Source organism: Aliirhizobium wenxiniae, assembly GCF_014201355.1.
GTDB classification, from domain to species: domain Bacteria; phylum Pseudomonadota; class Alphaproteobacteria; order Rhizobiales; family Rhizobiaceae; genus Neorhizobium; species Neorhizobium wenxiniae.
This window is the reverse complement of the sequence record NZ_JACHEG010000006.1, coordinates 254,383-276,265: the sequence shown is the minus strand read 5'-3', so window position 1 is coordinate 276,265 and position 21,883 is coordinate 254,383. Positions and strand designations below refer to the sequence as shown.

Here is a 21,883-nt window from a genome sequence, read left to right as displayed (position 1 = left end):
CCTCCACTGTATTTCTTAGCTTTTCTCCCCGGTCGCGGGTTCTGGGCTTGTCGCCACGCCTGCGTATCTCATGGCGATGAGTGCCATCAGGCATGCGACCGCGAAAATGTTGAGATTGAGAAGAGTGGACCGGTCGGCATCGCTCCAGCCATGGAGTGGCGGTCCGCCGGTATGGCGCGATAGAAGGAAGACGGCGAAGACGAGGGCCGCCACACTGCGTTGAATCCATTTCTCTTGCCTATGGAAAGAGACTGCCGCGAGCATGATACAGGCGCCGAAGAACAATTCCGTCCCGGAGCTTTGGCCGAATAATTGCGTCTCGAGCAGAGTGTCGAATGCCCCCACGATAGGAAGCGAAATCCGCGCGATTATGGGCGAGTGGCGGGCCATGAACGGGATTGCCAGAAAGGCGGGAGCCGCAAGCAGCGAACCAAGTGACGCGACGACGCCATCTCCGACGAGATACCAGACATAGACCGGGTAAAATGGCTTGTTCAGACATATGACCCAGGCGATCGTAACCGTCGCCTGGGTAAGAGAATCGAGAAGAGCCCGTTGAGCCTTCATGGCCTTGCCGGTTTCAGCAGGTAATGGCCGACACCCCAGATGTCGCCGTCATCGTGACCGAACAGTCCGGCGGTCGCGAGAAAAAAAAGGCGCCAGCGGCGCTGCCAGATTGAGGCGTCTTTGCCGTAGACTTCGGCGAATATCGGCTGAATGCGATCGATTTCGCGATCGAAATTGCCGAGCCAGTCGAGTGCGGTGCGACGATAATGGGTACCGGACCACCGCCATTCCTCTTCGACCGTAAACAGATCACCGAAACGATGGGGCAAATCATGCGCCGGCATGATGCCGCCGGTGAAGAAGTGATGGGCGATCCAGTCGGACGGGTCATCATGATCGAAGCGGTAGGAACGGTCCTTGTGGGTGAAGATATGGAGAAAGAGACGCCCTTCCGGCTTCACCCAGTCGCGGGCGCGCCCGAAAAGCTTTCGCCAGTTGGACATGTGCTCGAACATTTCGATCGAGACGACACGATCGAAGCGTTGGTCGATCGAAAAGTCATTCATATCGACCGTTATCACCGACAGGTTGGTAAATCCGCGCTGATTGGCCGTCGCCAGGATGAAGGCGCGCTGAGACGCCGAATTGGAGACGGAGACAATACGCGAGTTCGGGAACTGCGCCGCCAGATAAAGCGAAAGCGAGCCCCAGCCGCAGCCGAGCTCAAGGATCGTCATGCCGTCTTCGATCGCGGCATGTTTGACGGTTTCCGCGAGTGCATGGACCTCTGCCTCCTTCAGTGTCGTATGCTCGGTCGGATAGAGGCCGCAGGAGTATTTTCGGCTTGGCCCAAGAACCCGCGAAAAGAAAGCAGCTGGTACCTCATAATGCTGACGATTGGCCTCGTCCGCGTGGATGGCCACCGGGTATTGGTTCATGGCGTCGACAAACAGATTTTCATGGGTGGCCGCCGTGGCGGCGAGGCGGCGCTTGGTGCGGCCACAGAGGAAGTCGATACCCGCGAGCGTCATGCCGTCGGTCAGAGGCGCGCGTTCGGCGGTGTTTATAGCGAAGGCCAGCATGTTCATTTCAACTTTCCTTCTGGGTGGATATCCTGCCTTCTGGGGCCGAGGAAAAAAGCATTCACGCGCCGCTGCAGGGCGCGGAATTTCTGGCCGCGTGAGCGCAGCATATGATCTTCGAGGGGCGGGATGCCGGAGACATGCACAAGCAGCCAGTACATGAGGAGCGGCGCCAACAACGACAACCAGCTAGCAATGGATGGCGAGGCGGCAAACAGAATCCAGCAGCACCAGAACATCCACTCGAAGAAGTAGTTCGGATGGCGCGAATACCGCCAAAGGCCCGTCTCGCAGACCTCGGTCTTAGCCTGCGGCGTCTTTCGAAAACGGCTTAGTTGCAGGTCCGAGATTGCTTCGCCTGCGAGCGCCAGGACGGCAATAATGATGCCGACAAGGTCGGGAATACGAGGGAAGGGCGCTCCGTTCGTGGCTGCCATGTAGACCGCCAAGACCAGGATGAAGGCGGCGAGTGCCTGGATCTGCAGAAAGAAGAAGAGGCGCGAGGAGGCGCTTTCGCCCCATTCTTCGATGAATTTCGCATAACGGGGATCCTCGCCTGCTCCCCTGGTTCGCGACCCGATATGGCTACCCAACCTGAGTGCCCAGACGGCTACGATCACCAGAATGGCGACGCGCCGGTCGGGATTTCCATCGGCGAAGAGTGCGGCGATGATTCCTCCGACGCCGACAGCAAATGACCAGATCGTATCTATCCATCCGTTAAGGCCGGTCACACGCTGGATAGCCCAAGCGCCAGCCATGGCCAAGGACAGCCAGAATGCGATGATGATCAGCAGAAGCATGTTCATGGGCTCCTCCCAAGGCAAGGTCTTGGTGCCTTCCTTGAGATCTACGGAGCAAAAGCCCATCCAGTTTCATGCCGATCGGAAAAAATCGAAAAATTTGTTCTTTCCCGAGAAACTAAAAGCCCGAAGCGCTCGTAACCTCTTGCAGATGCATCGACGCAATCCTCGCAACTGATGGAGGGAGATGGCATGAGCTGGTCAGACGAGGTCACCGGAACGCAGCTTGATCTTTCGCAGGCGCCCGCAGAATTCGGCTGGGCGGGCACCATGCTCGAGAGGTTCCTAACGGGCGTGAGCTACGGCCATATCAAGATCGTGCTTCCATCCGGCCAGGTCATCAACAAACAAGGGGTTCACTCCGGTCCGGAGGCAATCATCCTGATCCGAAACTGGCGGATGCTGCGTCGGGTGATTGCAGCCGGCGATATCGGATTTGCGGAAGGTTTTATCGAAGGTGACTGGACAACGCCCGATCTGACGGCGGTTATCCGTTTTGCGGCCAGGAATGGTAAGGCACTGGCGCCAGCGATCGAAGGCGGTTTGCTGATGCGTGTCGTGAACCGCATGAGGCATCTGTTTCGCGCCAATACGAAGCGTGGCAGCCGCAAGAATATCGAAGCGCATTATGACCTCGGCAATGATTTCTATGCGCTGTGGCTTGATCCCTCGATGCTCTATTCTTCGCCGATCTTTGACGAAACGACGCGAACATTGGAGGAGGCGCAGACCAGAAAGCTGGCGCGGATCGCCGAGAAGCTCGGGCTTGCGGGTGGAGAGAGCGTCCTCGAGATCGGCTGCGGCTGGGGCGCGCTTGCCACGCATCTTGCGAAAATGAACCGCTCGAAGGTGACCGGGATCACATTGTCGCCCTCGCAGCTTTCCCGGGCGAGCGGTATTGTCGAAAAATCCGGTCTATCAAGCGACGTCACGCTCCGCCTCCAGGATTATCGCGACATCGATGGGCAGTTTGACCGCATCGTTTCCATCGAAATGTTCGAGGCGGTCGGCGAGGCCTATTGGCCGAGCTATTTCGATTGTTTGAAACGCTGCCTGAAGCCCGGCGGTCGTGCGGTTCTGCAGATCATCTCGATAGAAGAAGAGCGGTACAGGACATATCGGGGCAGTACCGATTTCATCCAGCAATATGTCTTCCCCGGCGGTTTCCTTCCATCGGACAAAGCCTTGTCGGCATCTGTGGCTCACGCTGGCCTGGCTGTCTGCGAGATCGAACATTTCGGGGCTTCATATGCCCGGACGCTAGCGGAATGGCGAATTCGTTTCGAGGAGCATTGGCCGCAGATCGCCGCACAGGGTTTCGACGAGCGATTTCGGCGTCTGTGGCTCTACTACCTTTGTTACTGCCAGGCAGGGTTCGAGGAAGGCACGATCAATGTCGGGCTCTACACGATCGAGCACGCGTCGGTGCCGGGACAAGGAGGCCTGTCATGAAGAAGATGCGCGTAGTGATGATCGGTGCCTTCCTCACATGGGGACTTGCATGGGGAACGGTCGCCCATGCCGCCGACATCGATGGCCAATGGGCCCGCGGCGATGGAAACGCCAAGGTAACGATCGCGCCATGCGGCTCCGACATCTGCGCGGTCAATACCTGGATCAAGCCGGGTACACCGAAGGAGAAGGAAGGCGACAAGCTGGTCATGAGCATCAAGCCCGATGGTGAAGGGGTCTATTCCGGCAGCGCTTTCGATCCGCAGCGCGACCTGACCTACCGGATCACGGTGACAGTCAAGGGAAACAGTATGACGACCAAGGGCTGTATCGTTGCCGGCCTGTTGTGCAAGGGCATTGACTGGACCCGGATCGATTGAGCGTGCCTAGAGAGGAAAAGCCGATGAAGAGGTATCTTGTCGCCTATTTTATAGCTTTGATCGTGATGGTCTTGATCGATGCCGTTTGGCTGAGCACCATGGCCGATCGCCTCTATCGCCCGGTGATGGGCGACATGCTGGCGCCGCAATTCACCTTGGTTCCTGCACTAGTCTTTTATCTGATCTATCCTGCTGGACTGGTGTTTCTGGCAGTTCGGCCCGCGCTCAGGCAAGGAGGGCTCTCGGCCGCGATCCTCTCTGGTGCAGTGCTGGGCTTTACCGCCTATGGAACCTATGACCTGACCAATCAGGCAACATTGATACGATGGTCGACGGCATTGACGCTCGCTGATCTTTGCTGGGGTACGTTCCTTTCTGCCATCGCGAGTGGTGCCGGTTACTGGATAACCGCGCGTCTATTCGGCGGCCCCACTTCGGGAGGGCACAGGTTGTGATGGGATCACCTACCCACGTTGTGTGTTCGGCAATGCGGGGCAGCGTCCATGGCGGCGACAGTTTTCCGGGGCACTCCTTGTTTTTTAATGTTGCCGATCTCTATACGTTGAGGTCTTCAAGGTTATTTCGAATGCAAAATAGTGAGATGGCTGGCCTGATCAATCGCGTCGCAATCGGGGATCGCCAGGCGTTCACCGATCTCTACCGCGTGACGAGTCCGAAACTCTTTGCGATCTGCCTGCGGATCCTGAAAGACAGAGGCGAGGCCGAAGAGGCGCTTCAGGAGGTCTATATCAAGGTCTGGCAGAAGGCGAAGTCCTTCGCGATCGGCTCCGGAATGCCGACCACCTGGCTCGCGACAATAGCGCGTAACCATGCGATCGACATCATTCGCGCGCGAAAACCCGTCAATGACGATATCGACGAGGTTTTCGATCTGGCCGACGAAACGATGCCCAATCCTGAGCAGTCCGTAGCAATGGCGGACGATGGGCGCCGCATCGATGCCTGTATGGGCGAACTGGATCAGGTCCATGCACAATCGGTCCGGCGAGCCTATGTCGAAGGCCTGACTTATGCCGAACTGGCAGATGATCTGCGGGTTCCGTTAAATACCGTCAGGACCTGGTTGCGGCGTAGCCTGCTGAAATTGCGGGAGTGCATGCAGCGATGACGACGGAACCGCTCGACAGAAATCCGCCAGATGGAGGCAGACCGGAGAATGATGAAATTCTGGCTGGTGAATATGTGCTTGGCGTTCTGTCTCTCGAGGCTCGCCATCGGATAGAAGCACGGATGGCCTCCGATCAGTCATTTGCGCGGCTGGTGGCGCGCTGGCAGTCGAACATGGCCTCGTTCAACGGAGATTATCAGGAGCAACAGCCTTCCACCGCTGTTTTTCAGGCAATAGAAAGACGCCTCTTTACAGAGAACCGAAGGGTTGAAGTGAAGCAGGGCCTATGGGATGCGGTCGGCTTCTGGCGTGGCCTGTCGTTCGCAACATCCGCGATTGCAGCAGTCGCCCTGCTGTACATCGCGACAGTGCAGCTCAGGCCAACCACCACAAACAATATCGTTGCGGAACTCAGCGCACCGAATGATCCAGTCGCGCTTCGTGTATCTTTCAACCCGGCCGATGGTCGTCTGCGTATCATTCCGATTGCGGATCAAAGCACTGAGAAATCCCTGCAGCTCTGGCTCGTACCGCAAAGCGGCAATCCGACCTCGCTTGGTGTCTTCGAGCCGGGAACGGATGGAGAGTTGCTGATCCCGGCAAAATTGCGGTCCCGAATCGGCCAGGGCGCTACCCTTGCCGTCAGCGTCGAGCCGCTCGGAGGCTCGCCGACCGGCCTGCCGACAGGGCCAGTGATCGCAAGCGGCTCGGCCCGCAACCTGTAATCGCGGTCGAGAGCGGTGAGGAGGCCACAATCCGAAGTTCCGTCATATTCTTCATGTCCCTGTTGATCTGGTGTTCTGCGAGTTTCGGACAGCCTGCGGCACACGATGCCGAAGCTCAGCCGCTGCTGACTGATGTCGGTGGATATCGGCTCAACAGCATTCTCATCCAAGCCGGGGGCAAGAAGGATCTGCCGCCGATCGTCTTCATCCACGGTGCCAGCACAAGCCTTTATGATCCGATGCTCTCCTTCCGCGAAAGGTTGGAAGGCAGAGGCACGCTCCTCTTCGTAGACCGGCCGGGGCATGGCCGATCGGATGCCGGTGGGAGTGAGAACGTGTCTCCCGACGGACAGGCTGATGCGATTTCCACTTTGATGGAAAAACACGGTATCGGCGGGGCCATCATTGTCGGGCATTCATTCGGTGGCGCAATTGCCGCGGCATTGGCGATCCGGCATCCCGACAAGGTGCGCGGTCTCGTTTTCCTTTCCCCGGCCGTTTACCCGTGGTCCAGCGGCGTCGCATGGTATTACGATGCAGCGAGTGCTCCCGTCGCCGGGGCGCTGTTCAGCGCATTCATCGTTCCGCCCTTGGGCCTTCTGGCAATCAACCGCGCCACAAAGGCCGTTTTTGCTCCGAACCAGCCACCCGCCGGTTATGTCGAGAAGACGAAGGCGCTGCAAGCTATTCGCCCTCAAGCTTTCCGACATAACGCAAGGGAAATTGCGGCTCTCAGTGACTGGGCCAAGGTCGCTGCCAAGCAATACCGGTATATCAAGGCTCCGACGATCATCATAACCGGCGACACTGACAAGATCGTTTCACCGGACATCCATGCCCGGCATCTGGCGCGCGATATTCCCGGCGCCAGATTGATCGTGGTCCACAACCTCGGACACAAGTCAGACTACATCGCCAATGATCTCGCGATTGCCGCCATCGAGCGCGTTGCAGGTCGCAAGGTGGATCTTCTCGGCATGGCTCGCGCAGTCGAGAAGAGGATCGCGAATGACCGCAGCGACTAGCGTCTGTCGCCAGCGGATGGCCGCTGCGTTGTCGATCCTTTATGCCGTCGCCGGGATATTGCATCTGACACTGCCGCAGCCCTTTCTTGCGATCACACCCGCATGGGTCCCGTATCCTGAAACCATCATTTTTCTGACGGGGCTTTGCGAGATCGTCGGCGCTATCGGTCTTCGGGTGCAACGACTGAAGCGGTTGGCCGCGGTGGCGCTGGCTGTTTACGCATTTTGCGTTTTCCCGGCCAATATCAAACATGCATCAGACAGTTTGGGAGCTGGCGATCCGACCTTCTGGCAATGGGCCTATCACCTTGTTCGACTGCCGCTTCAGCCCGTCATCGCCTGGACAGCCCTTTTTGCCGGAGAGGTTGTGACATGGCCTTTGCGGTCAGTATGTGCCAACCGTGCTCGATACCTCAAATAAATCCCTCCCGGCTTGCCCCGGCTGAAACTATTTCTCCGCGGTTCTCGTCTCTTGTCCTGTCCCGCTTAGGGAAGCCGAGCTTTAGGAGGCACGCACCGTGCCTGGGCAGTCGGCAGGAGGAGAAGATCATGTCCCGCAATGCAATCCGTCTCGCAGCAGGTATCGCCGTACTCTCGATCGCGGCCGGCAGCGCATTTGCCGCTAATCCGAAGGTCGGCGGCGCCGCCATGTATGAGGACAAGAACATTGTCGAAAATGCCGTGAACTCGAAAGACCACACAACCCTTGTTGCTGCGGTCAAGGCCGCCGGCCTCGTCGAAACCCTGGAAGGCAAAGGCCCGTTCACCGTGTTTGCGCCAACCAACGAAGCCTTCGCAGCCCTGCCGAAAGGTACGGTCGACAACCTTCTGAAGCCGGAAAACAAGGCCCAACTTACCAAGGTTCTCACCTGCCATGTCGTTGCCGCCGATGCCATGTCCAAGACCATCGAAAAGATGATCAAGGACGACAAAGGCACGCACGACGTCAAGACCGTCGGTGGCTGCATCCTGAAGGCGAAGGAGAGCATGGGCAAGATCACGCTGACCGACGAAATGGGCGGCGTGGCCCATGTGACGATCGCTGACGTCAAACAGTCCAACGGCGTCATCCATGTCATCGACAAGGTTCTTTTGCCGAAAATGTAGTTCTAAAAAAACGGACAGGAGGGCCGGTAGCTTGTCGGCTCTCCTTTGTCATTTTGATCTCGATCAAAGGTTGCAATTGGGATGTTAGCAACGATCGATAAGGCAAGCCTCTATAAAGGTTGACGTTATAATATCCAGGACATAGGTCCTGATCCCCTCAAGAGCAAAAAACTTTGGCGAGTGACTTAAATTACGGACGCACGGAGTGGATTGATAATGTCGATCTCCCGAAAATCTCGATCATTATCGGTGACAACGATGCAGTTATTGGATCGCGCAATAGCTGCCACGATTGTGTCCAAGGCACTCCGTGGGCGGCCCGTCGCCTTGCCGTGTGCCATTAGCTCGCCCCAGATCAGAGCTGCCTTCTCGTCGAACGGAAAGATGCGACCAGCAAAGAGCGATTGCGGGCCTTCATTGCCGGCAAACCACGCTTCGAGTGCGGCCCGTTTCTTTCCTGCCGGCTTTTCAAGTATTCCTCGGCGTATCTCGGCAACAGTAAGCGAAGCGATGCACAAATCATCGTCGGCTTGCTCGGCCATCCATGTCATCAGTGACGTCGAAGGCTCTGGCTTGGTGATATTGCTAAGAATGTTGGTGTCGAGCAAGTAGCGCATCACAGATCTATCGCGCGACCTTCCTCGCGTGAACGGAGTGTGTCGAGATCGGCTCCAACCATCGGCGATCGGCGGAGCGCCGCGAGAATACCACCCTTTTTAGGCGGCTCTCCGGCAAGCGTTTCGCTGACAACGGCACGCAGATTGGCTGCTTCAGGGCCATCTTCTGCCAATTTGCGCGCAAGTGATCTAATTAAACCGCGATCACTATCACGTCCGAGTACCTCAAAACGAGCGAGGCCGCGGTCGCCCAAGCGGCTTCTGTAATTCTGAATTGCACGTGTCTGAGAGCTAGCCATCGGATCCTCTGGATATTTCCAGTAATATAGCCAGATACGACGATCTCTGCAAGTCGCTTGGAGAAAGGATGGTTGGGCTCGGCTGACGAGCCAGATAAATCACAATCGTGGGCTCTTGGTTCAAATCCTATTAAGATCGACTACTGCGGGGATTTTTAGAAGGGTCGCCTTTCCTCGAGTAAATGCACGTTTCAGCCAGCTGACTTCCTGCCGTTGCAATACCAGTTCGAGATATTCACGATGAAACCCGGATAGCCTGATTTCACCACTTATCCCGCGCTCTTCCATCGTCAGATATCGTCGATCAGGGTGCGACATCAACCCGGAGCCGCAAGCTTTTCGCGTGCGCGTTCAACCCATACTTTTCGCAGTTCGACGGACATTCAGGACTCCTCACATCGTGCGAAAATTTGGGAACGAATGCGGCAGGTTCATCAGCATCCACCTCTTCGCTCAATGTCTCGCGACAGAGGATCCATTCATCTCACCGGTTATCACCCCGGAAGAAACCGTCCCATGACGGCAGAACTGACTGCCCGGGGGTTCTGGATTGCGGCGGTAATCATCGCCATCGGCAAGGACGTGGTCATAGCTGCGGCCAAGGTGAAGCGCCTAATAGCGTCGATCGAAAGATGATGATGCCGAACTCGAATCTGGCTCAGTCGAACGGACCAATGTCACGATCGTTGAAGTCATGGACCTGATGAATATTCCTGCCTATCGGGTCGAATCGCTGCGGGGTTGGGCAGCACAACTCTAAGTATATGTTTGCCGATGCTTCGAATCTGGAAGCATTGCAGAAAACGTAATTTTTCATAAACCCTAATTTTCTTCTGATTCGAAACAACTACCTAAAATTAGACTTCTGTGTTTCAATAGATACGGGGGAATGGGAGGGGAAGATGATTACTGATTTTGCGCAGCGCCTGGCCGACTGCCATGACATCACCACCGAACAACTCGAAGCCGTGTTCCTAACGTCTTCCTATAACTCACGACCAGTCTGCGTTGGCAAGAGGTTTTGAGTGTGTGAAAGCGGTGGAGATAGCAGTACTAAGGCGAACTCGCGACTATCCAAAAAACTGATTCCCATTAGGTTGCTGACATCAGAATCACGAGCTCGTTTCCGTTTGCGCCCCCTAGTCACGCTTTGCATCGCACTTTTCACTCTGACTTCATGTGCTCGCCCCGGTCCCGAGACCCTGACCATTGTAACACCTGTCGCGACGGCTACTGCCGTCTCGATCCTTGTGGCAACTGATCGCGTCCCCGACCAGAGCAGGCCGGGCGAGTACACGGCGGGCAGGGGCGACACATTACGCTATGCGGAAATCACCATTTCGATTCCTCCAGGCCACAGTCCGTCCAAGATAGAGTGGCCGACATATAAACCAGACCCGCGGACCACTTTCGCTGTTGTTGCACGGCGGGAACTGACGGCGCGGGAGTTTGCAGTCCTAGCTCGCGGTTCCGCAAAGTCCCCCGCTTACGGACACGCCGGCATATTCGTTCATGGCTACAATTACAGCCATCAGGAGGCCCTATTCAGGCTTGCACAGATGACGGTGGACTCCAGGGTTGGAGCGCGCGCGATCCTGTTCGATTGGCCTTCACAGGCGGAAGTGACCGGTTACGTCGCTGACAAGGATTCGGCTGCCTTTGCACGGGACGATCTGACAACGGTTCTTTCGAACCTGTCCGTGGGCGGGGTGAAGACAACCATCCTCGCCCACAGCATGGGGGCTTGGCTTGCCGTAGAATCTGTTCGACAGCTGTCGCTGACTGGAAATACTAAGGCAGTAAGCTCTATCGATCAGATGATTCTTGCTGCTCCCGACATCGACATAGATCTGCTGCGCAAGCAGTTGTCCGTCTCTGAAAAGCTTTCGAAACCGATTGTCGTTCTGGCATCAAAGGACGATCTCGCGCTAGCACTTTCAAAACGCCTTGCCGGCTCTGCCGCCACTGCCGGATCCCTCGATATTGACGATCCCCGCACGCGCGACCTCGCGCTCAAGGAGAACATCGAGGTAGTCGATATCTCGAGCATCCCATCGCTTAACGGCACCAACCACGACCGATTTGCATCACTCGCTGCGATCTATCCGCAGTTGCGTCAGGGATTCAGCAATCCGGTTGCCGGGACTGGGGCCTTGGTGCTCAACGGTGTTGGCGGAGCGATCTCGGCTCCTTTCCGACTGGGCGGCGCGATCCTTTCACAGTGATGCTCGTGACCTGTCAAAGATGCTTCAAATCTATAGCGACGGCTCGTTTAACGCAGCATCATGGAGAGGAGGATGGGCATTCATTGTCTTCGTAGACGGAAGTTCAGTCTTCGATAGGAGTGGCTGCGAGCCGGGAATGAATAACAATCGCTTCGAGTTGCTAGCGGTTAGGAAGGCTAGACGTGGATCGAGGCAAATACCAAAGACAGGGACATCTGGCTATGAGCGGATTCACTCCACGTGGTCGAGGGCTCCTATCGTTGGCGCAAGATCTGGTGAAACAACGGGTGGCACAGGATCACTGCCAACACTCATGCGCGGCGCCGGAGCAGCAGAGGCGGGCCGGATCGTAATTCAGGGGGTGAGCTTTGGCGGTACAATCGCGGCCCTCGCAATGTGTCGCGACCCCGATTTGTTTGCTGCCGCGATTATCGATTGCGCCGTCCTGGATCTGCCATTTCAGATGCGTAACAATCCGCTGGCATGGGCGATGGTTACCGATAAGGTAGAACAATATTTCGGGGCGGCGAGCGGTACCGACGCTGAAGCACTTTTAGAATATTCACCGTTAGATCAGGTCGAAGGGGCTCATGGCTCTTTTTTTCTGACAGCGTCGGTATCCGATCCGATCGTCAGTGTGGAGCAGACGCGACAATACGAAAGCGCATTACGCAGTGCCGGAAGAAATGTGGTGACGCGCTACTTTGAAGGTGAGGGCCCCGGCTACACGAAATGGCAGACCAGGCTTGCTAGAGCGCGGTCGACGATTGTTTCGCCCTGCTCGAAGTGCTTGATCGAAAGACTGATCGTGATGCCCTCACTCCATTTGCAGAGCTATATCGCAACAGCCAGAAATCTCGCGTCCGCATCTTTGCCGAAAACAGTCCGTTTGATCTGAAGGACCACCTCAAGGCGCGCGGTTATCGGTGGTCGGACGGCAGCGAGGGGCGGCCCAAATCCTGTTGGATCGAGGTGGATGAGGCAGATCTGGCTGGCGAGCTTCACTATCTGCGCACCGAAATCTATCGCTATCCGGAAGCGGTACCCACCGACCAGGTTCCTGACAGCCTTCGACCGGTTTCGCGGCTAACGGTTCGAAATTAGGCAGTCGGCTTTAGAGATCTGCGCTTGACGCATGGCTGAACTGCGGCGGGCCATCTAACTCGTTTTGCGGGAAGCTGTATAAACAATCCCAACGAAGCGATGTACCTCCCCCCACAGAGCTTCGTATTTCAGGCGACCCACTCCTCCTCCCGAGGTTGCCTGAGTGAACAGCGGCACTCCTCCTCCCAGTCGCTGTTCGGTTCTTTTCGAAAAGCCTGCCGCTCCTCCTCCCGCGGCAGGCTTTTTCGTTTTCTCCTACATGCTGAAATCCAGTTCCGGCTGCTCCTGGCTGTTATCATCATCTTGGGCGCCTGTGAGCGATGAAAGTGTCACCCCAAGTAATCGCACCGATCGCTTGAACGGATAGACCGTTTTCAGCAGCTCCGAAGCTGCATCGAGAACATCCTGGCCACTCGAAAAGGGCAGGGCGCCAGTTCGGCTTCTGGTGGCCTGGGTGAAATCCGAATATTTGATCTTCACCGTTACGGTTTTGCCGGAGATGCGTTTGGCCTCGCAATAGGTCCAGACCTTGTTTGCAAGCGGTTTCAGCTCGCCCGTTGCGCGGTCGAGATCGTCGATATCTCGGCTGAACGTGTCTTCAGCGCCGACCGACTTCCGCACTCGATCAGGTCGAACCTGGCGGTCATCGGTGCCACGCGCGATGCCATAGAAGTAAGGGCCTGACTTTCCGAAATGCTGGGTAAGGAACTGCAGCGACTGGGCTTTTAAGTCTGCACCTGTCTCGATCCCGAGTTTATGCATCTTCTCGGCCGTGGCCGGCCCGACACCATGGAATTTTTTCACCGCAAGCGCCTCGACGAAGGCCGGGCCATTCTTCGGTGTGATGACAGCCTGACCGTTCGGCTTGTTGAGATCGGACGCCATCTTGGCCAGAAACTTGTTGTAGGAGATGCCGGCTGACGCATTCAGTCCGGTGACGGCCTTGATCTTCGCTCGGATCTCCAGCGCGATCTCGGTCGCAATCGGCATATCTTTGAGATTTTCGGTCACGTCGAGATAGGCTTCGTCGAGCGACAGCGGCTCGATCAGTGGCGTGTATTCAGCAAAGATTTCCCGGATTTGCTGCGAGACGGCACGATAGACCTCGAAGCGAGGTTTTACGAAAATCAGCTCAGGGCATTTTCGTGCAGCCGTGACCGAAGGCATTGCAGAATGGACACCGAATTTCCGTGCTTCATAACTGGCAGCCGCAACGACGCCGCGTGCGGCAGCACCGCCGACCGCAAGCGGCTTGCCGCGCAGCTCGGGATTATCCCGCTGTTCCACCGACGCGTAAAAGGCATCCATGTCGACGTGGATAATCTTTCGGGTGGCTGGAGAGATCATGGCGTACATCGATGCAATCTCAGCGGCTGGTCAGCACTGGCGTCACCCACGACGCTCCTGGCGATCATCATGCTCATCTTCGATCGGTCCGCATTCGCCGCCCGTCCCCCAGACGGTGTCCCAGTAATCGGCCTCGGCGTCCGCGAGCTCCTGATCGAATTCCGGATAAGGACGGGTTTCATCGGGCAGTTCCACCCAGGCGGTATCGTAGGCAAGCGAGGTCCCGACCTGCAATTGAACTGCGTTGGATTCTGGCCGGCCACATGGCTCGTAAGAGAACTTGCCGAACCTGAAAAGCAGATCAGCGGCGCCCGGCGAAAAGTAATAGACCAGCGGCTCCTCCTGGCTCCGGTAGAATGCAGCGATATCCCAGTCGAAGCTTTCCAGATGCGGTAGAAACAGTTCCAGATAGTGATGCTGGACAGCAAGATGGAAATCACGACATCGACGATTTTGCAGGGTCGAGTTTGAGCCAGCTCATGTCCATATCCTCTCCACATTGAAAAGAACAAAATAAGAACAATCGCGGTGAGAGTCAAATCATGGCAAGTTCATACGGCACCGACGATCAGAGCAGCATTGGCTGCTCGAGCGGCTCTCCGTCCTTTGCGACGATCGACGACCCATAGGGCTCACGCGACGAGATGATCAGGGCACCCGCCGGTAGTGCCCGGGCAAGCGCCTTTGCCTCATCCCAGGGTGCTTGCATCCAGACATCGACTTCCTCTTGGGTCAGGAGAAGGACAGGCATCGCTTTATCGTGGATCGGTTTCACCAAGGCATTCGGATCGGTCGTCAGGAAACCATAGAGATCGTCGGTCGTCAGTCCGTCCTTCACCTTCCTGACACTTTGCCATTGCGGCACGTGGATGCCGGCAAAGAACATCAAAGACTTTTGCGCGTCACGCGCAAACCAGGCATTCGGGACCTTGCCGCCCGGCACTTGGGCTTTCGGGTCCGGCTCGGCAAAGCTGGTGACCGGAACGATACATCGATGCTCGATGCCGAACCATCGCCTCCAGTGTGGGAATGTGAGATTGCGAACGTTGGTCGTGCCGCGGTCGGCTTCCATGCGGATCAATTCTTCGATGTTGGCCGGCTTGCCTTTGGCGGTGAGTTTATCGGCTTTCGTCTTTGCTGCCTTTTCAAGCGCAAAGCGCGGGGAGGGTAGCCCCCATCGGGCGTGGACGAACTGCTTGCCTCCGTCGGCAGTGTTGCGAAGGATTGGCCCCATCTGATCCGGATTCATCTGATAGGCCGGCATCGGGTTGATCAGCCGCTCGGCATCCTGAGCCCACTGCGAGACCCAGTCCTTGTCTTCCATGCGATAAAGGTTGCACATGTCGGCTCCTCCTCGGCTGCAGTGAACCAGCATGTCCGCATCGTTTCAATAGGCGGAGACCTTAGGCCTCGGCAGCCTTGGAGAGGACGCGCAGTCTTCGGATCTCATCTGCGAGCATGAGCATGCCTGACCCGATCAGGAGCGAGATGCCATTCTTCCGACCGGCGATCTCCGCCAGCCTGCCCATCTCCCGCATGAAATCCGGTTGGAGCGGAACAATATTGCCACGCAGCTCCAGGAGCTCTCGCTGGGCTGCAACGATCGCCATGCCCCTCTCCAGCAGCCGTCTGCGCTCAAACGGCGTGACCTCATCGATCGTATTTGCAGCGTAGATCAACTCAGCAACAAAGTCCGTTGTCTGTGACACAAAACAGATCCATCCGAGAGTAACAGCAGCTTGGCCAAGGATAGTTCTAAACGCCATTCATAGACTCTACCAGCGTCGCGAGCCGGCCATGTCTCCACCGATGATGACGCAGCACCCCGGGAATTGAACATGTGGGCGGATACAAACGACGATTGCTAGATTTAGCATCTATGCACTCACGTCCGCTTCAGTACAAATGAGTTAGGCTGGGGCAAAGGATATGGTTTTCTCGTCGTTTGATGTGCTGGGTTCCGACGATCTGACGATGTTGCGCGGGGTTCTCGATGAACTGTGCCAGGAACAACAGCTTGGCATCAGCGGCCCCGAAGCCGAGGCTGCTGCTCGGGAACTGGTAAACTGGTGGCTCTTCGGAGTGCGCACGCCGACAGACCTGAAGCGGATAATCGGGCCGATAGCTATCTGACCATCCGTCTGGCGATAATAATATCGGCTCCATCAGTGGCTGCAGGCGTATCGGCGAGCACGCATGGATGGACGCGAAGCACCGAAGCAACTCTCGCGCGTGGAAAGTGGTGGCGGAGAAAGTTTCCGAAATTTTTTCGGTGGAGCTATATTTCTGAATCCTATGGGAATTTTTCGAATTCCTAATGTCAGGATTATATTCCTTAGCCTTCCACCGCTTGACTCTTCTCCGCCATCAGAACAGATAGTGAACGAATACTTCTGCACGACATGATGTCGGCCTGGCAACACGACCTTGAAGGGAGCCGTGAACGATGACTGCTGCCCGCGCTCCAGGGATGTCAGATGGTGCTTCAGACGTGATCGCCGATCTGCGTGAGCGGATCTCGGCACTGGAGGGCACGTCGACCCGAAAAGCCGGCTGTCTAGCATTCGGTGTCCCTGAGATCGACGCGGTTCTGCCCGGTGGCGGTCTCAGCCATGGCGCCCTTCATGAGTTTGCCGGTGGTGGTGCAGGGACCGTCGATGGAGCCGCAACTGCACTGTTTGCCGCCGGCATCGCAGCGCGCACCAAAGGGCCGATCGTCTGGTGTCTGACGCGACCGGACCTTTTCTTTCCGGCTCTGACGCAGGTCGGACTTCATCCCGACCGGGTGATCTTTGTCGAGTCCGACAAGGAGGAGGATGTGCTGGCGAATATGGAGGAGGGACTCTCCTTCGGGGGGCTTGGGGCAGTCGTCGGCGAACTTGTGCGCCTGCCGATGGTCGGTTCACGGCGCCTGCAGCTTGCGGCTGAGCGCACAGGCACGATGGCGCTCGCGGTCCGGCGCTGGCGACGCCAGACTGAGGCCAGTGATTTTGGCCAACCGACGGCCTCGACGACACGGTGGAGGGTGAGCGTCATGCCGTCGGAAGAACTGCCGGTGCCAGGAGTCGGACGGGCAAAGTGGTTTCTTGAGTTGATGCGCGTGAAAGCGGGTGAGTGTGCTGAGTTTCTCGTGAGGGCGTGTGATGAGCAGGGTCGTATCGATCTATCTACCGGATCTGCCGACCGATCGGATCCGGCGCGACGATCCGTCCATTCCGGCTGAGCAGGCTATTGCCGTGATCGCCAAAAGCGGGCCGAAACGCTGGGTCTCTTCGGTGGACGCAGCTGCGCGAAAATCCGGCCTTCGCGTCGGCATGCCGGCGGCAAAGGCCCAGGCTCTGTTTCGCGGGCTGATGATGGTTGATGCCGAGCCTCATCTTGATGCAGCAGCACTTGAGCGGATCACGCTTTGGGCTTTGACCCAATATTCCCCGATCGTCGCGGTCGATGGCCTCAATGGCATTGTTCTCGACACCGAAGGCGCAGACCACCTACAGGGCGGCGAATTGCCGATGATCACCAAGATCGCCAATCAGTTTCTGGCTAAAAAACTGACGGCGCGCGTTGCGATCGCCGATACCTGGGGCGCGGCCCATGCCTGCGCACGGGCGATCAGCCGTGAAACGGTCATCGTACCGAAGGCCAAGACAGCTGCAGCGATGGAAAGACTGCCGATCACATTGCTGCGGTTGCCGGAAAAGGTCGTCGGTGATCTGCGCACGCTCGGCTTTCAGGCCATCGGTGAGCTTGCCAACACACCCCGCGCTCCCCTGACCCTGCGCTTCGGCCCGGAGATCGGCCGGCGGCTCGACCAGATGTTCGGCCGGATTGGCGAACCGATCGATCCGATCCGCACACCAGAGTTGATCGAGGTTTCTCGTGCTTTTGCCGAACCGATCGGGGCGGCAGAAACGATCAACAAATATGTCGGCCGCCTCGTCGTGCAATTGATCGAAGAACTGCAGAAACGTGGTCTCGGTGTCCGTCGCGCCGATCTCATCGTCGAAAAGGTCGATGGCACGAGGCAAGCCATTCGAGCAGGCACCGCGAAACCGGCTCGCGATGTCGCCTGGCTGACCAAACTGTTTCGGGATCGGACGGAAAAGATCGAACCCGGTTTCGGCATCGAAAAATTGACGCTCGTCGCCGTCATGGCAGAGCCGCTCAGTGATGTTCAGAAGGTCTCGTCGCTGATCGAGGACGAGATCACCGATGTTACTCCCTTGATCGACGTTTATGGCAATCGCGGCCAACGGGTCTATCGCATGGCCCCAGTTGCATCAGACGTACCTGAACGCTCGGTTCAGCGGATTGCCGCGGCCTCCGATCCGCTCACCGTTGCATGGGTTGGCCACTGGCGCCGGCCGGTCCGGCTTCTGCCGCGACCGGAGCCGATCACCGCCATCGCCCTCATGCCTGACCACCCGCCAGCTTCGATTACCTGGCGCGGCAAACGCCGAAAGGTCAAATGCGCCGACGGGCCAGAGCGGATTTTCGGCGAGTGGTGGCAGCGCGATGCCGAGATGGAGGCAGTGCGGGACTATTTCGTCATCGAGGATGAAAGCGGCGAGCGGCTCTGGATTTTTCGGGCCGGCGATGGTGTCGATCCCGAAACCGGGGATCACCGATGGTTCTGCCACGGGATCTTCGCATGAGCTATGCCGAGCTTCAGGTCACAACCCACTTTTCCTTCCTGCGCGGCGCATCCTCGGCCGATGAACTGTTCGCAAGAGCGACTGAGCTCGGCATCGATGCCATCGGCGTCGTCGATCGCAACAGCCTGGCAGGGATCGTGCGTGCGTTGGAAGCATCAAGGGCAACCGGATTGCGTCTTGTGGTCGGCTGCCGGCTTGATCTGCAGGATGGAATGTCGGTCCTGGTTTATCCAATGGACCGTGCCGCCTATTCGCGGCTGACCCGGCTGATCACGCTCGGAAAATCCCGCGGCGGCAAGAACAACTGCGTCCTCCATTGGGACGATGTGGTGGCGTATTCAGATGGAATGATTGGCATCCTCGTGCCTGATCTCGCTGACGAGGTATGCGCCGTGCAACTGCGCAAGGTCTCAGAGGTCTTTGGCAATCGGGCCTATGTGTCGCTCTGCTTGCGCCGTCGGCCGAACGACCAGATGAGACTGCATGAGATTTCCAATATGGCGACGCGGTTCAAGATCAAAACCGTTGTCACCAATGATGTGCTTTTCCATGAGCCGGGCAGGCGGCAATTGCAGGATATCGTCACCTGCATTCGCAACAACACGACGATCGACGATGTCGGGTTCGAGCGTGAGCGGCATGCCGACCGCTTTCTCAAGCCACCGGAAGAAATGCAGCGGCTGTTTCCAAGATATCCCGAAGCGCTCGCTCGGACCATGGAGATCGTCAACCGATGCAAGTTCTCGCTTGATGAGTTGAGCTACCAGTATCCGGAGGAGGCGATCGTGCCGGGAATGGACGCCCAAGCATCGCTTGAGCATTATGTCTGGCAATGTGTTCCCGACCGCTATCCGGAAGGCCTTCCGCCTGAAGTGATCAGGACCGTGCGCCACGAGCTCGATCTTATCCGCACGATGAAATACGCTCCTTACTTCCTGACGGTGTTTTCGATCGTGCGTTATGCCCGCAGTCAGGGCATTCTCTGTCAGGGCCGGGGATCGGCCGCCAACAGCGCCGTCTGCTACATTCTCGGCATTACCTCGATCGACCCGTCAACAAACGATCTCCTGTTCGAACGTTTTGTCTCCCAGGAACGCGACGAGCCGCCGGATATCGATGTCGATTTCGAGCACGAGCGGCGCGAAGAGGTCATCCAGTGGATTTACAAGACCTACGGGCGGGAAAAGGCTGCCCTGTGCGCCACCGTCACGCGCTACCGGGCCAAGGGTGCAATCCGCGACGTCGGCAAGGCTCTCGGATTGCCGGAAGACGTGATCAAGGCTTTGTCGTCTGGCATGTGGTCCTGGTCGGAAGAAGTGCCGGACCGCAACATCCGCGAACTCAATCTCAATCCCGAAGATCGCCGCCTGGCGCTTACCCTGAAACTGGCCCAGCAGTTGATGGGAGCGCCGCGCCATCTCGGCCAGCATCCCGGCGGCTTTGTGCTGACCCATGATCGGCTGGACGATCTGGTGCCGATCGAGCCGGCGAGAATGAAGGACCGCCAGATTATCGAATGGGACAAGGACGATGTCGAAGCGCTGAAGTTCATGAAGGTCGATGTTCTGGCGCTCGGGATGCTGACCTGCATGGCAAAGGCATTTGAACTCATTCGTGAACACAAGGACGAGCCGATCGATCTGGCGACAATCCCGCAGGAGGATCCGGCAACCTATGCGATGATCAGGCGTGCCGACACGCTCGGCACGTTCCAGATTGAAAGTCGGGCCCAGATGGCGATGCTGCCCCGCCTGAAACCGCGCACCTTTTATGATCTTGTGGTCCAGGTGGCAATCGTACGGCCCGGTCCGATCCAGGGCGATATGGTACACCCCTATCTGCGCCGCCGTGAGGGTAAGGAACCGGTCGAATACCCGACACCGGAGCTTGAGGCCGTGCTTGGCAAGACGCTTGGTGTGCCGCTGTTTCAGGAAAGCGCCATGCGGGTGGCGATGGTCTGCGCCGGATTTACCGGTGGCGAGGCCGACCAGTTGCGAAAATCCATGGCGACCTTCAAGTTCACCGGAGGAGTTTCCCGCTTCAAGGACAAGCTGGTCTCGGGCATGGTGAAGAACGGCTATACGCCGGAATTTGCCGAAAAGACGTTTTCGCAGCTTGAAGGGTTTGGCTCTTACGGCTTTCCGGAAAGCCATGCGGCGTCATTCGCGCTGATTGCCTATGCCTCGAACTACATCAAACGACACTATCCGGAAGCCTTCTGTGCCGCGCTGATCAACTCGCAGCCCATGGGATTTTATGCGCCGGCCCAGATCGTCGGAGATGCGAGAGCGCATGGGGTCGAGATCCGTCCGGTCTGCGTCAACAATTCGAGATGGGACTGTACCCTGGAGCGCATCGGCAATTCCGACCGGCATGCGATCCGGCTGGGGTTCCGGCGGGTAAAAGGGATGGCAGCAGCCGATGCAGCCCGCATCGTCGCCGCCAGAGGCAATGGCGAGTTTGCCTCCGTCGATGATATGTGGCGGAGGTCCGGCGTTCCGTCCGATGCATTGGTGCAACTTGCCGAGGCTGACGCGTTTCGGCCCTCGCTCGAGCTTGAACGTCGCGATGCCTTCTGGGCGATAAAGGCTTTGCGTGACGAGCCTCTACCTCTGTTTGCTGCGGCCGACGAGCGCGCGCTGCAGGCGATGCCCGAGCAGCTTGAACCCGGTGTCGAGCTGAGACAGATGACAGATGGCCATAACGTCATCCAGGACTATAGCCATATCGGGCTGACTTTGCGGCAGCATCCGATTGCCTTCCTGCGCAAGGACTTAGACGCACGCAATATCGTCACCTGCTCCGAGGCTATGAGCGCACGTGACGGCAGATCGGTCTATACCGCCGGCCTGGTTCTGGTGCGCCAGAAACCGGGTTCTGCCAAGGGCGTCATGTTCATCACCATCGAGGATGAAACGGGGCCGGCAAATATCGTCGTCTGGCCGTCACTGTTCGAAAAGCGGCGCCGGGTCGTGCTCGGCTCATCGATGATGGCAATCAATGGAAAGATCCAGCGGGAAGGGGAGGTCGTTCATCTGGTTGCGCAGCAGTTGTTCGACCTGTCCGGTGATCTCTCAGCCCTTGCCGACCGCGATACGGAGTTCAAGCTGCCGGCCGGTCGAGGGGATGAGTTTGCCCATGGTGGTGGGCCGGATCCGCGCGACAGGCCCAAACCGGTCGTGCAGCCGCGGGATATGTTTGTCAGGGATCTGCATATCGACACTTTGAAGGTGAAGAGCCGGAATTTTCAATAAAGGGGTCGTGGGTTTATATCTTTGGAGCACATCATGCCGGACCTTATTCACTATGTGCTTCGAGCAGGCCATCGGTCAAACGCAGCGTCTCGGGGAGGAGTATTCCATCCGGTACGTCGGCCTTGCCGAATAAAGAGACTCGGCAACTCTAATACGCAAATCGCGAAGCGCG

General features: G+C 57.5%; 22 protein-coding genes and 2 pseudogenes. 15 read left to right on the top strand and 9 right to left on the bottom strand.

Annotation, left to right across the window (positions count from 1 at the left end):
* Positions 1–15 precede the first annotated feature (15 nt).
* The 3 genes from HNQ72_RS22745 to HNQ72_RS22735 are packed head-to-tail and all read right to left on the bottom strand — an operon-like array spanning position 16 to position 2,392.
* Positions 16–567: a hypothetical protein gene (locus tag HNQ72_RS22745; protein ID WP_183995539.1), complete on the bottom strand. Its 552-nt coding sequence runs from the start codon at positions 565–567 to the stop codon at positions 16–18.
* Positions 564–1,595 carry an SAM-dependent methyltransferase gene (locus HNQ72_RS22740; RefSeq protein ID WP_183995537.1) on the bottom strand — a complete coding sequence of 344 codons (1,032 nt, stop codon included), beginning with the start codon at positions 1,593–1,595 and terminating at the stop codon, positions 564–566. Before HNQ72_RS22740 ends, HNQ72_RS22745 begins: the two co-directional genes overlap by 4 nt.
* Positions 1,592–2,392: a DUF1295 domain-containing protein gene (locus tag HNQ72_RS22735; protein ID WP_183995694.1), complete on the bottom strand. Its 801-nt coding sequence runs from the start codon at positions 2,390–2,392 to the stop codon at positions 1,592–1,594. Before HNQ72_RS22735 ends, HNQ72_RS22740 begins: the two co-directional genes overlap by 4 nt.
* A gap of 192 nt (positions 2,393–2,584) precedes the next feature.
* Between HNQ72_RS22735 and HNQ72_RS22730 the strand changes: the two genes are divergently transcribed.
* The 8 genes from HNQ72_RS22730 (at position 2,585) to HNQ72_RS22695 (ending at position 8,210) form a co-directional block, all read left to right on the top strand.
* Positions 2,585–3,844: an SAM-dependent methyltransferase gene (locus tag HNQ72_RS22730; RefSeq protein ID WP_183995535.1), complete on the top strand. Its 1,260-nt coding sequence runs from the start codon at positions 2,585–2,587 to the stop codon at positions 3,842–3,844.
* 5 nt (positions 3,845–3,849) lie between these two features.
* Positions 3,850–4,224: a DUF2147 domain-containing protein gene (locus HNQ72_RS22725; RefSeq protein WP_373289476.1), complete on the top strand. Its 375-nt coding sequence runs from the start codon at positions 3,850–3,852 to the stop codon at positions 4,222–4,224.
* Positions 4,225–4,247: 23 nt separating this feature from the next.
* On the top strand, positions 4,248–4,679 hold the full coding sequence (locus HNQ72_RS22720) for a DUF2177 family protein (RefSeq protein WP_183995532.1): 432 nt from the start codon (positions 4,248–4,250) through the stop codon (positions 4,677–4,679).
* A 131-nt stretch (positions 4,680–4,810) separates the two neighbouring features.
* Positions 4,811–5,353 (top strand): sigma-70 family RNA polymerase sigma factor, encoded by a 543-nt coding sequence (locus tag HNQ72_RS22715; protein WP_183995531.1) that lies wholly within the window; start codon positions 4,811–4,813, stop codon positions 5,351–5,353.
* Positions 5,350–6,078 carry an anti-sigma factor gene (locus tag HNQ72_RS22710; RefSeq protein ID WP_183995530.1) on the top strand — a complete coding sequence of 243 codons (729 nt, stop codon included), beginning with the start codon at positions 5,350–5,352 and terminating at the stop codon, positions 6,076–6,078. The genes HNQ72_RS22715 and HNQ72_RS22710 overlap by 4 nt, the downstream gene beginning before the upstream one ends.
* Before the next feature lie 53 nt (positions 6,079–6,131).
* Positions 6,132–7,103, top strand: a complete 972-nt coding sequence (locus tag HNQ72_RS22705; RefSeq protein ID WP_183995529.1) for an alpha/beta fold hydrolase — start codon at positions 6,132–6,134, stop codon at positions 7,101–7,103.
* Positions 7,087–7,524 carry a DoxX family protein gene (locus HNQ72_RS22700; RefSeq protein WP_183995528.1) on the top strand — a complete coding sequence of 146 codons (438 nt, stop codon included), beginning with the start codon at positions 7,087–7,089 and terminating at the stop codon, positions 7,522–7,524. The genes HNQ72_RS22705 and HNQ72_RS22700 overlap by 17 nt, the downstream gene beginning before the upstream one ends.
* 128 nt (positions 7,525–7,652) lie before the next feature.
* Positions 7,653–8,210, top strand: coding sequence for a fasciclin domain-containing protein (locus tag HNQ72_RS22695; protein WP_183995527.1), 558 nt, complete (start codon positions 7,653–7,655; stop codon positions 8,208–8,210).
* A 185-nt stretch (positions 8,211–8,395) separates the two neighbouring features.
* Here the strand turns inward: HNQ72_RS22695 and HNQ72_RS22690 are convergent, their stop codons facing one another.
* Together HNQ72_RS22690 and HNQ72_RS30685 are read right to left on the bottom strand one after the other, a co-directional pair.
* On the bottom strand, positions 8,396–8,827 hold the full coding sequence (locus HNQ72_RS22690; RefSeq protein ID WP_183995526.1) for a PIN domain-containing protein: 432 nt from the start codon (positions 8,825–8,827) through the stop codon (positions 8,396–8,398).
* The gene (locus HNQ72_RS30685; RefSeq protein WP_244654463.1) at positions 8,827–9,126 is read right to left on the bottom strand and encodes a hypothetical protein; all 300 of its coding nucleotides are present in this window, start codon (positions 9,124–9,126) and stop codon (positions 8,827–8,829) included. Before HNQ72_RS30685 ends, HNQ72_RS22690 begins: the two co-directional genes overlap by 1 nt.
* Before the next feature lie 1,250 nt (positions 9,127–10,376).
* Between HNQ72_RS30685 and HNQ72_RS22685 the strand changes: the two genes are divergently transcribed.
* The 3 genes and pseudogenes from HNQ72_RS22685 to HNQ72_RS22680 form a co-directional block, all read left to right on the top strand.
* On the top strand, positions 10,377–11,351 hold the full coding sequence (locus HNQ72_RS22685; protein ID WP_183995525.1) for an alpha/beta hydrolase: 975 nt from the start codon (positions 10,377–10,379) through the stop codon (positions 11,349–11,351).
* A gap of 19 nt (positions 11,352–11,370) precedes the next feature.
* Positions 11,371–12,090 (top strand): annotated as a pseudogene (locus HNQ72_RS31120) (prolyl oligopeptidase family serine peptidase); the annotation flags it as partial.
* 17 nt (positions 12,091–12,107) lie between these two features.
* Positions 12,108–12,441 (top strand): annotated as a pseudogene (locus HNQ72_RS22680) (3'-5' exonuclease); the annotation flags it as partial.
* Positions 12,442–12,710: 269 nt separating this feature from the next.
* Here HNQ72_RS22680 and dinB read toward each other — a convergent pair.
* From dinB to HNQ72_RS22660, 4 genes are all read right to left on the bottom strand, one after another.
* Positions 12,711–13,802: a DNA polymerase IV gene (gene dinB / locus HNQ72_RS22675; protein WP_244654464.1), complete on the bottom strand. Its 1,092-nt coding sequence runs from the start codon at positions 13,800–13,802 to the stop codon at positions 12,711–12,713.
* Between the two features lie 42 nt (positions 13,803–13,844).
* The gene (locus tag HNQ72_RS22670) at positions 13,845–14,036 is read right to left on the bottom strand and encodes a hypothetical protein (protein WP_183995523.1); all 192 of its coding nucleotides are present in this window, start codon (positions 14,034–14,036) and stop codon (positions 13,845–13,847) included.
* Positions 14,037–14,370: 334 nt separating this feature from the next.
* Positions 14,371–15,144 (bottom strand): SOS response-associated peptidase, encoded by a 774-nt coding sequence (locus tag HNQ72_RS22665; protein WP_183995522.1) that lies wholly within the window; start codon positions 15,142–15,144, stop codon positions 14,371–14,373.
* A gap of 61 nt (positions 15,145–15,205) precedes the next feature.
* On the bottom strand, positions 15,206–15,511 hold the full coding sequence (locus tag HNQ72_RS22660) for a hypothetical protein (RefSeq protein WP_183995521.1): 306 nt from the start codon (positions 15,509–15,511) through the stop codon (positions 15,206–15,208).
* Between the two features lie 220 nt (positions 15,512–15,731).
* Here HNQ72_RS22660 and HNQ72_RS22655 point away from each other — a divergent pair, with 220 nt between their 5' ends.
* The 4 genes from HNQ72_RS22655 (at position 15,732) to HNQ72_RS22640 (ending at position 21,711) form a co-directional block, all read left to right on the top strand.
* The gene (locus tag HNQ72_RS22655; RefSeq protein ID WP_183995520.1) at positions 15,732–15,935 is read left to right on the top strand and encodes a hypothetical protein; all 204 of its coding nucleotides are present in this window, start codon (positions 15,732–15,734) and stop codon (positions 15,933–15,935) included.
* Positions 15,936–16,248: 313 nt separating this feature from the next.
* Positions 16,249–17,025 carry an ImuA family protein gene (locus HNQ72_RS22650; protein WP_183995518.1) on the top strand — a complete coding sequence of 259 codons (777 nt, stop codon included), beginning with the start codon at positions 16,249–16,251 and terminating at the stop codon, positions 17,023–17,025.
* Positions 16,946–18,457 (top strand): Y-family DNA polymerase, encoded by a 1,512-nt coding sequence (locus tag HNQ72_RS22645; protein ID WP_183995516.1) that lies wholly within the window; start codon positions 16,946–16,948, stop codon positions 18,455–18,457. Before HNQ72_RS22650 ends, HNQ72_RS22645 begins: the two co-directional genes overlap by 80 nt.
* Positions 18,454–21,711, top strand: a complete 3,258-nt coding sequence (locus tag HNQ72_RS22640; RefSeq protein ID WP_183995693.1) for an error-prone DNA polymerase — start codon at positions 18,454–18,456, stop codon at positions 21,709–21,711. The genes HNQ72_RS22645 and HNQ72_RS22640 overlap by 4 nt, the downstream gene beginning before the upstream one ends.
* Positions 21,712–21,883 lie beyond the last annotated feature (172 nt).

Coding starts and splice junctions, on each gene's coding strand:
- dinB (WP_244654464.1), bottom strand. CDS start 13,802: ATGATCTCTCCAGCCACCCGAAAGATTATCCACGTCGACATGGATGCC.
- HNQ72_RS22690 (WP_183995526.1), bottom strand. CDS start 8,827: ATGCGCTACTTGCTCGACACCAACATTCTTAGCAATATCACCAAGCCA.
- HNQ72_RS22640 (WP_183995693.1), top strand. CDS start 18,454: ATGAGCTATGCCGAGCTTCAGGTCACAACCCACTTTTCCTTCCTGCGC.
- HNQ72_RS22730 (WP_183995535.1), top strand. CDS start 2,585: ATGAGCTGGTCAGACGAGGTCACCGGAACGCAGCTTGATCTTTCGCAG.
- HNQ72_RS22650 (WP_183995518.1), top strand. CDS start 16,249: ATGACTGCTGCCCGCGCTCCAGGGATGTCAGATGGTGCTTCAGACGTG.
- HNQ72_RS22700 (WP_183995528.1), top strand. CDS start 7,087: ATGACCGCAGCGACTAGCGTCTGTCGCCAGCGGATGGCCGCTGCGTTG.
- HNQ72_RS22705 (WP_183995529.1), top strand. CDS start 6,132: ATGTCCCTGTTGATCTGGTGTTCTGCGAGTTTCGGACAGCCTGCGGCA.
- HNQ72_RS22665 (WP_183995522.1), bottom strand. CDS start 15,144: ATGTGCAACCTTTATCGCATGGAAGACAAGGACTGGGTCTCGCAGTGG.
- HNQ72_RS22655 (WP_183995520.1), top strand. CDS start 15,732: ATGGTTTTCTCGTCGTTTGATGTGCTGGGTTCCGACGATCTGACGATG.
- HNQ72_RS22695 (WP_183995527.1), top strand. CDS start 7,653: ATGTCCCGCAATGCAATCCGTCTCGCAGCAGGTATCGCCGTACTCTCG.
- HNQ72_RS22720 (WP_183995532.1), top strand. CDS start 4,248: ATGAAGAGGTATCTTGTCGCCTATTTTATAGCTTTGATCGTGATGGTC.
- HNQ72_RS22745 (WP_183995539.1), bottom strand. CDS start 567: ATGAAGGCTCAACGGGCTCTTCTCGATTCTCTTACCCAGGCGACGGTT.
- HNQ72_RS22740 (WP_183995537.1), bottom strand. CDS start 1,595: ATGAACATGCTGGCCTTCGCTATAAACACCGCCGAACGCGCGCCTCTG.
- HNQ72_RS22735 (WP_183995694.1), bottom strand. CDS start 2,392: ATGCTTCTGCTGATCATCATCGCATTCTGGCTGTCCTTGGCCATGGCT.
- HNQ72_RS30685 (WP_244654463.1), bottom strand. CDS start 9,126: ATGGCTAGCTCTCAGACACGTGCAATTCAGAATTACAGAAGCCGCTTG.
- HNQ72_RS22710 (WP_183995530.1), top strand. CDS start 5,350: ATGACGACGGAACCGCTCGACAGAAATCCGCCAGATGGAGGCAGACCG.
- HNQ72_RS22725 (WP_373289476.1), top strand. CDS start 3,850: ATGCGCGTAGTGATGATCGGTGCCTTCCTCACATGGGGACTTGCATGG.
- HNQ72_RS22715 (WP_183995531.1), top strand. CDS start 4,811: ATGCAAAATAGTGAGATGGCTGGCCTGATCAATCGCGTCGCAATCGGG.
- HNQ72_RS22645 (WP_183995516.1), top strand. CDS start 16,946: ATGAGCAGGGTCGTATCGATCTATCTACCGGATCTGCCGACCGATCGG.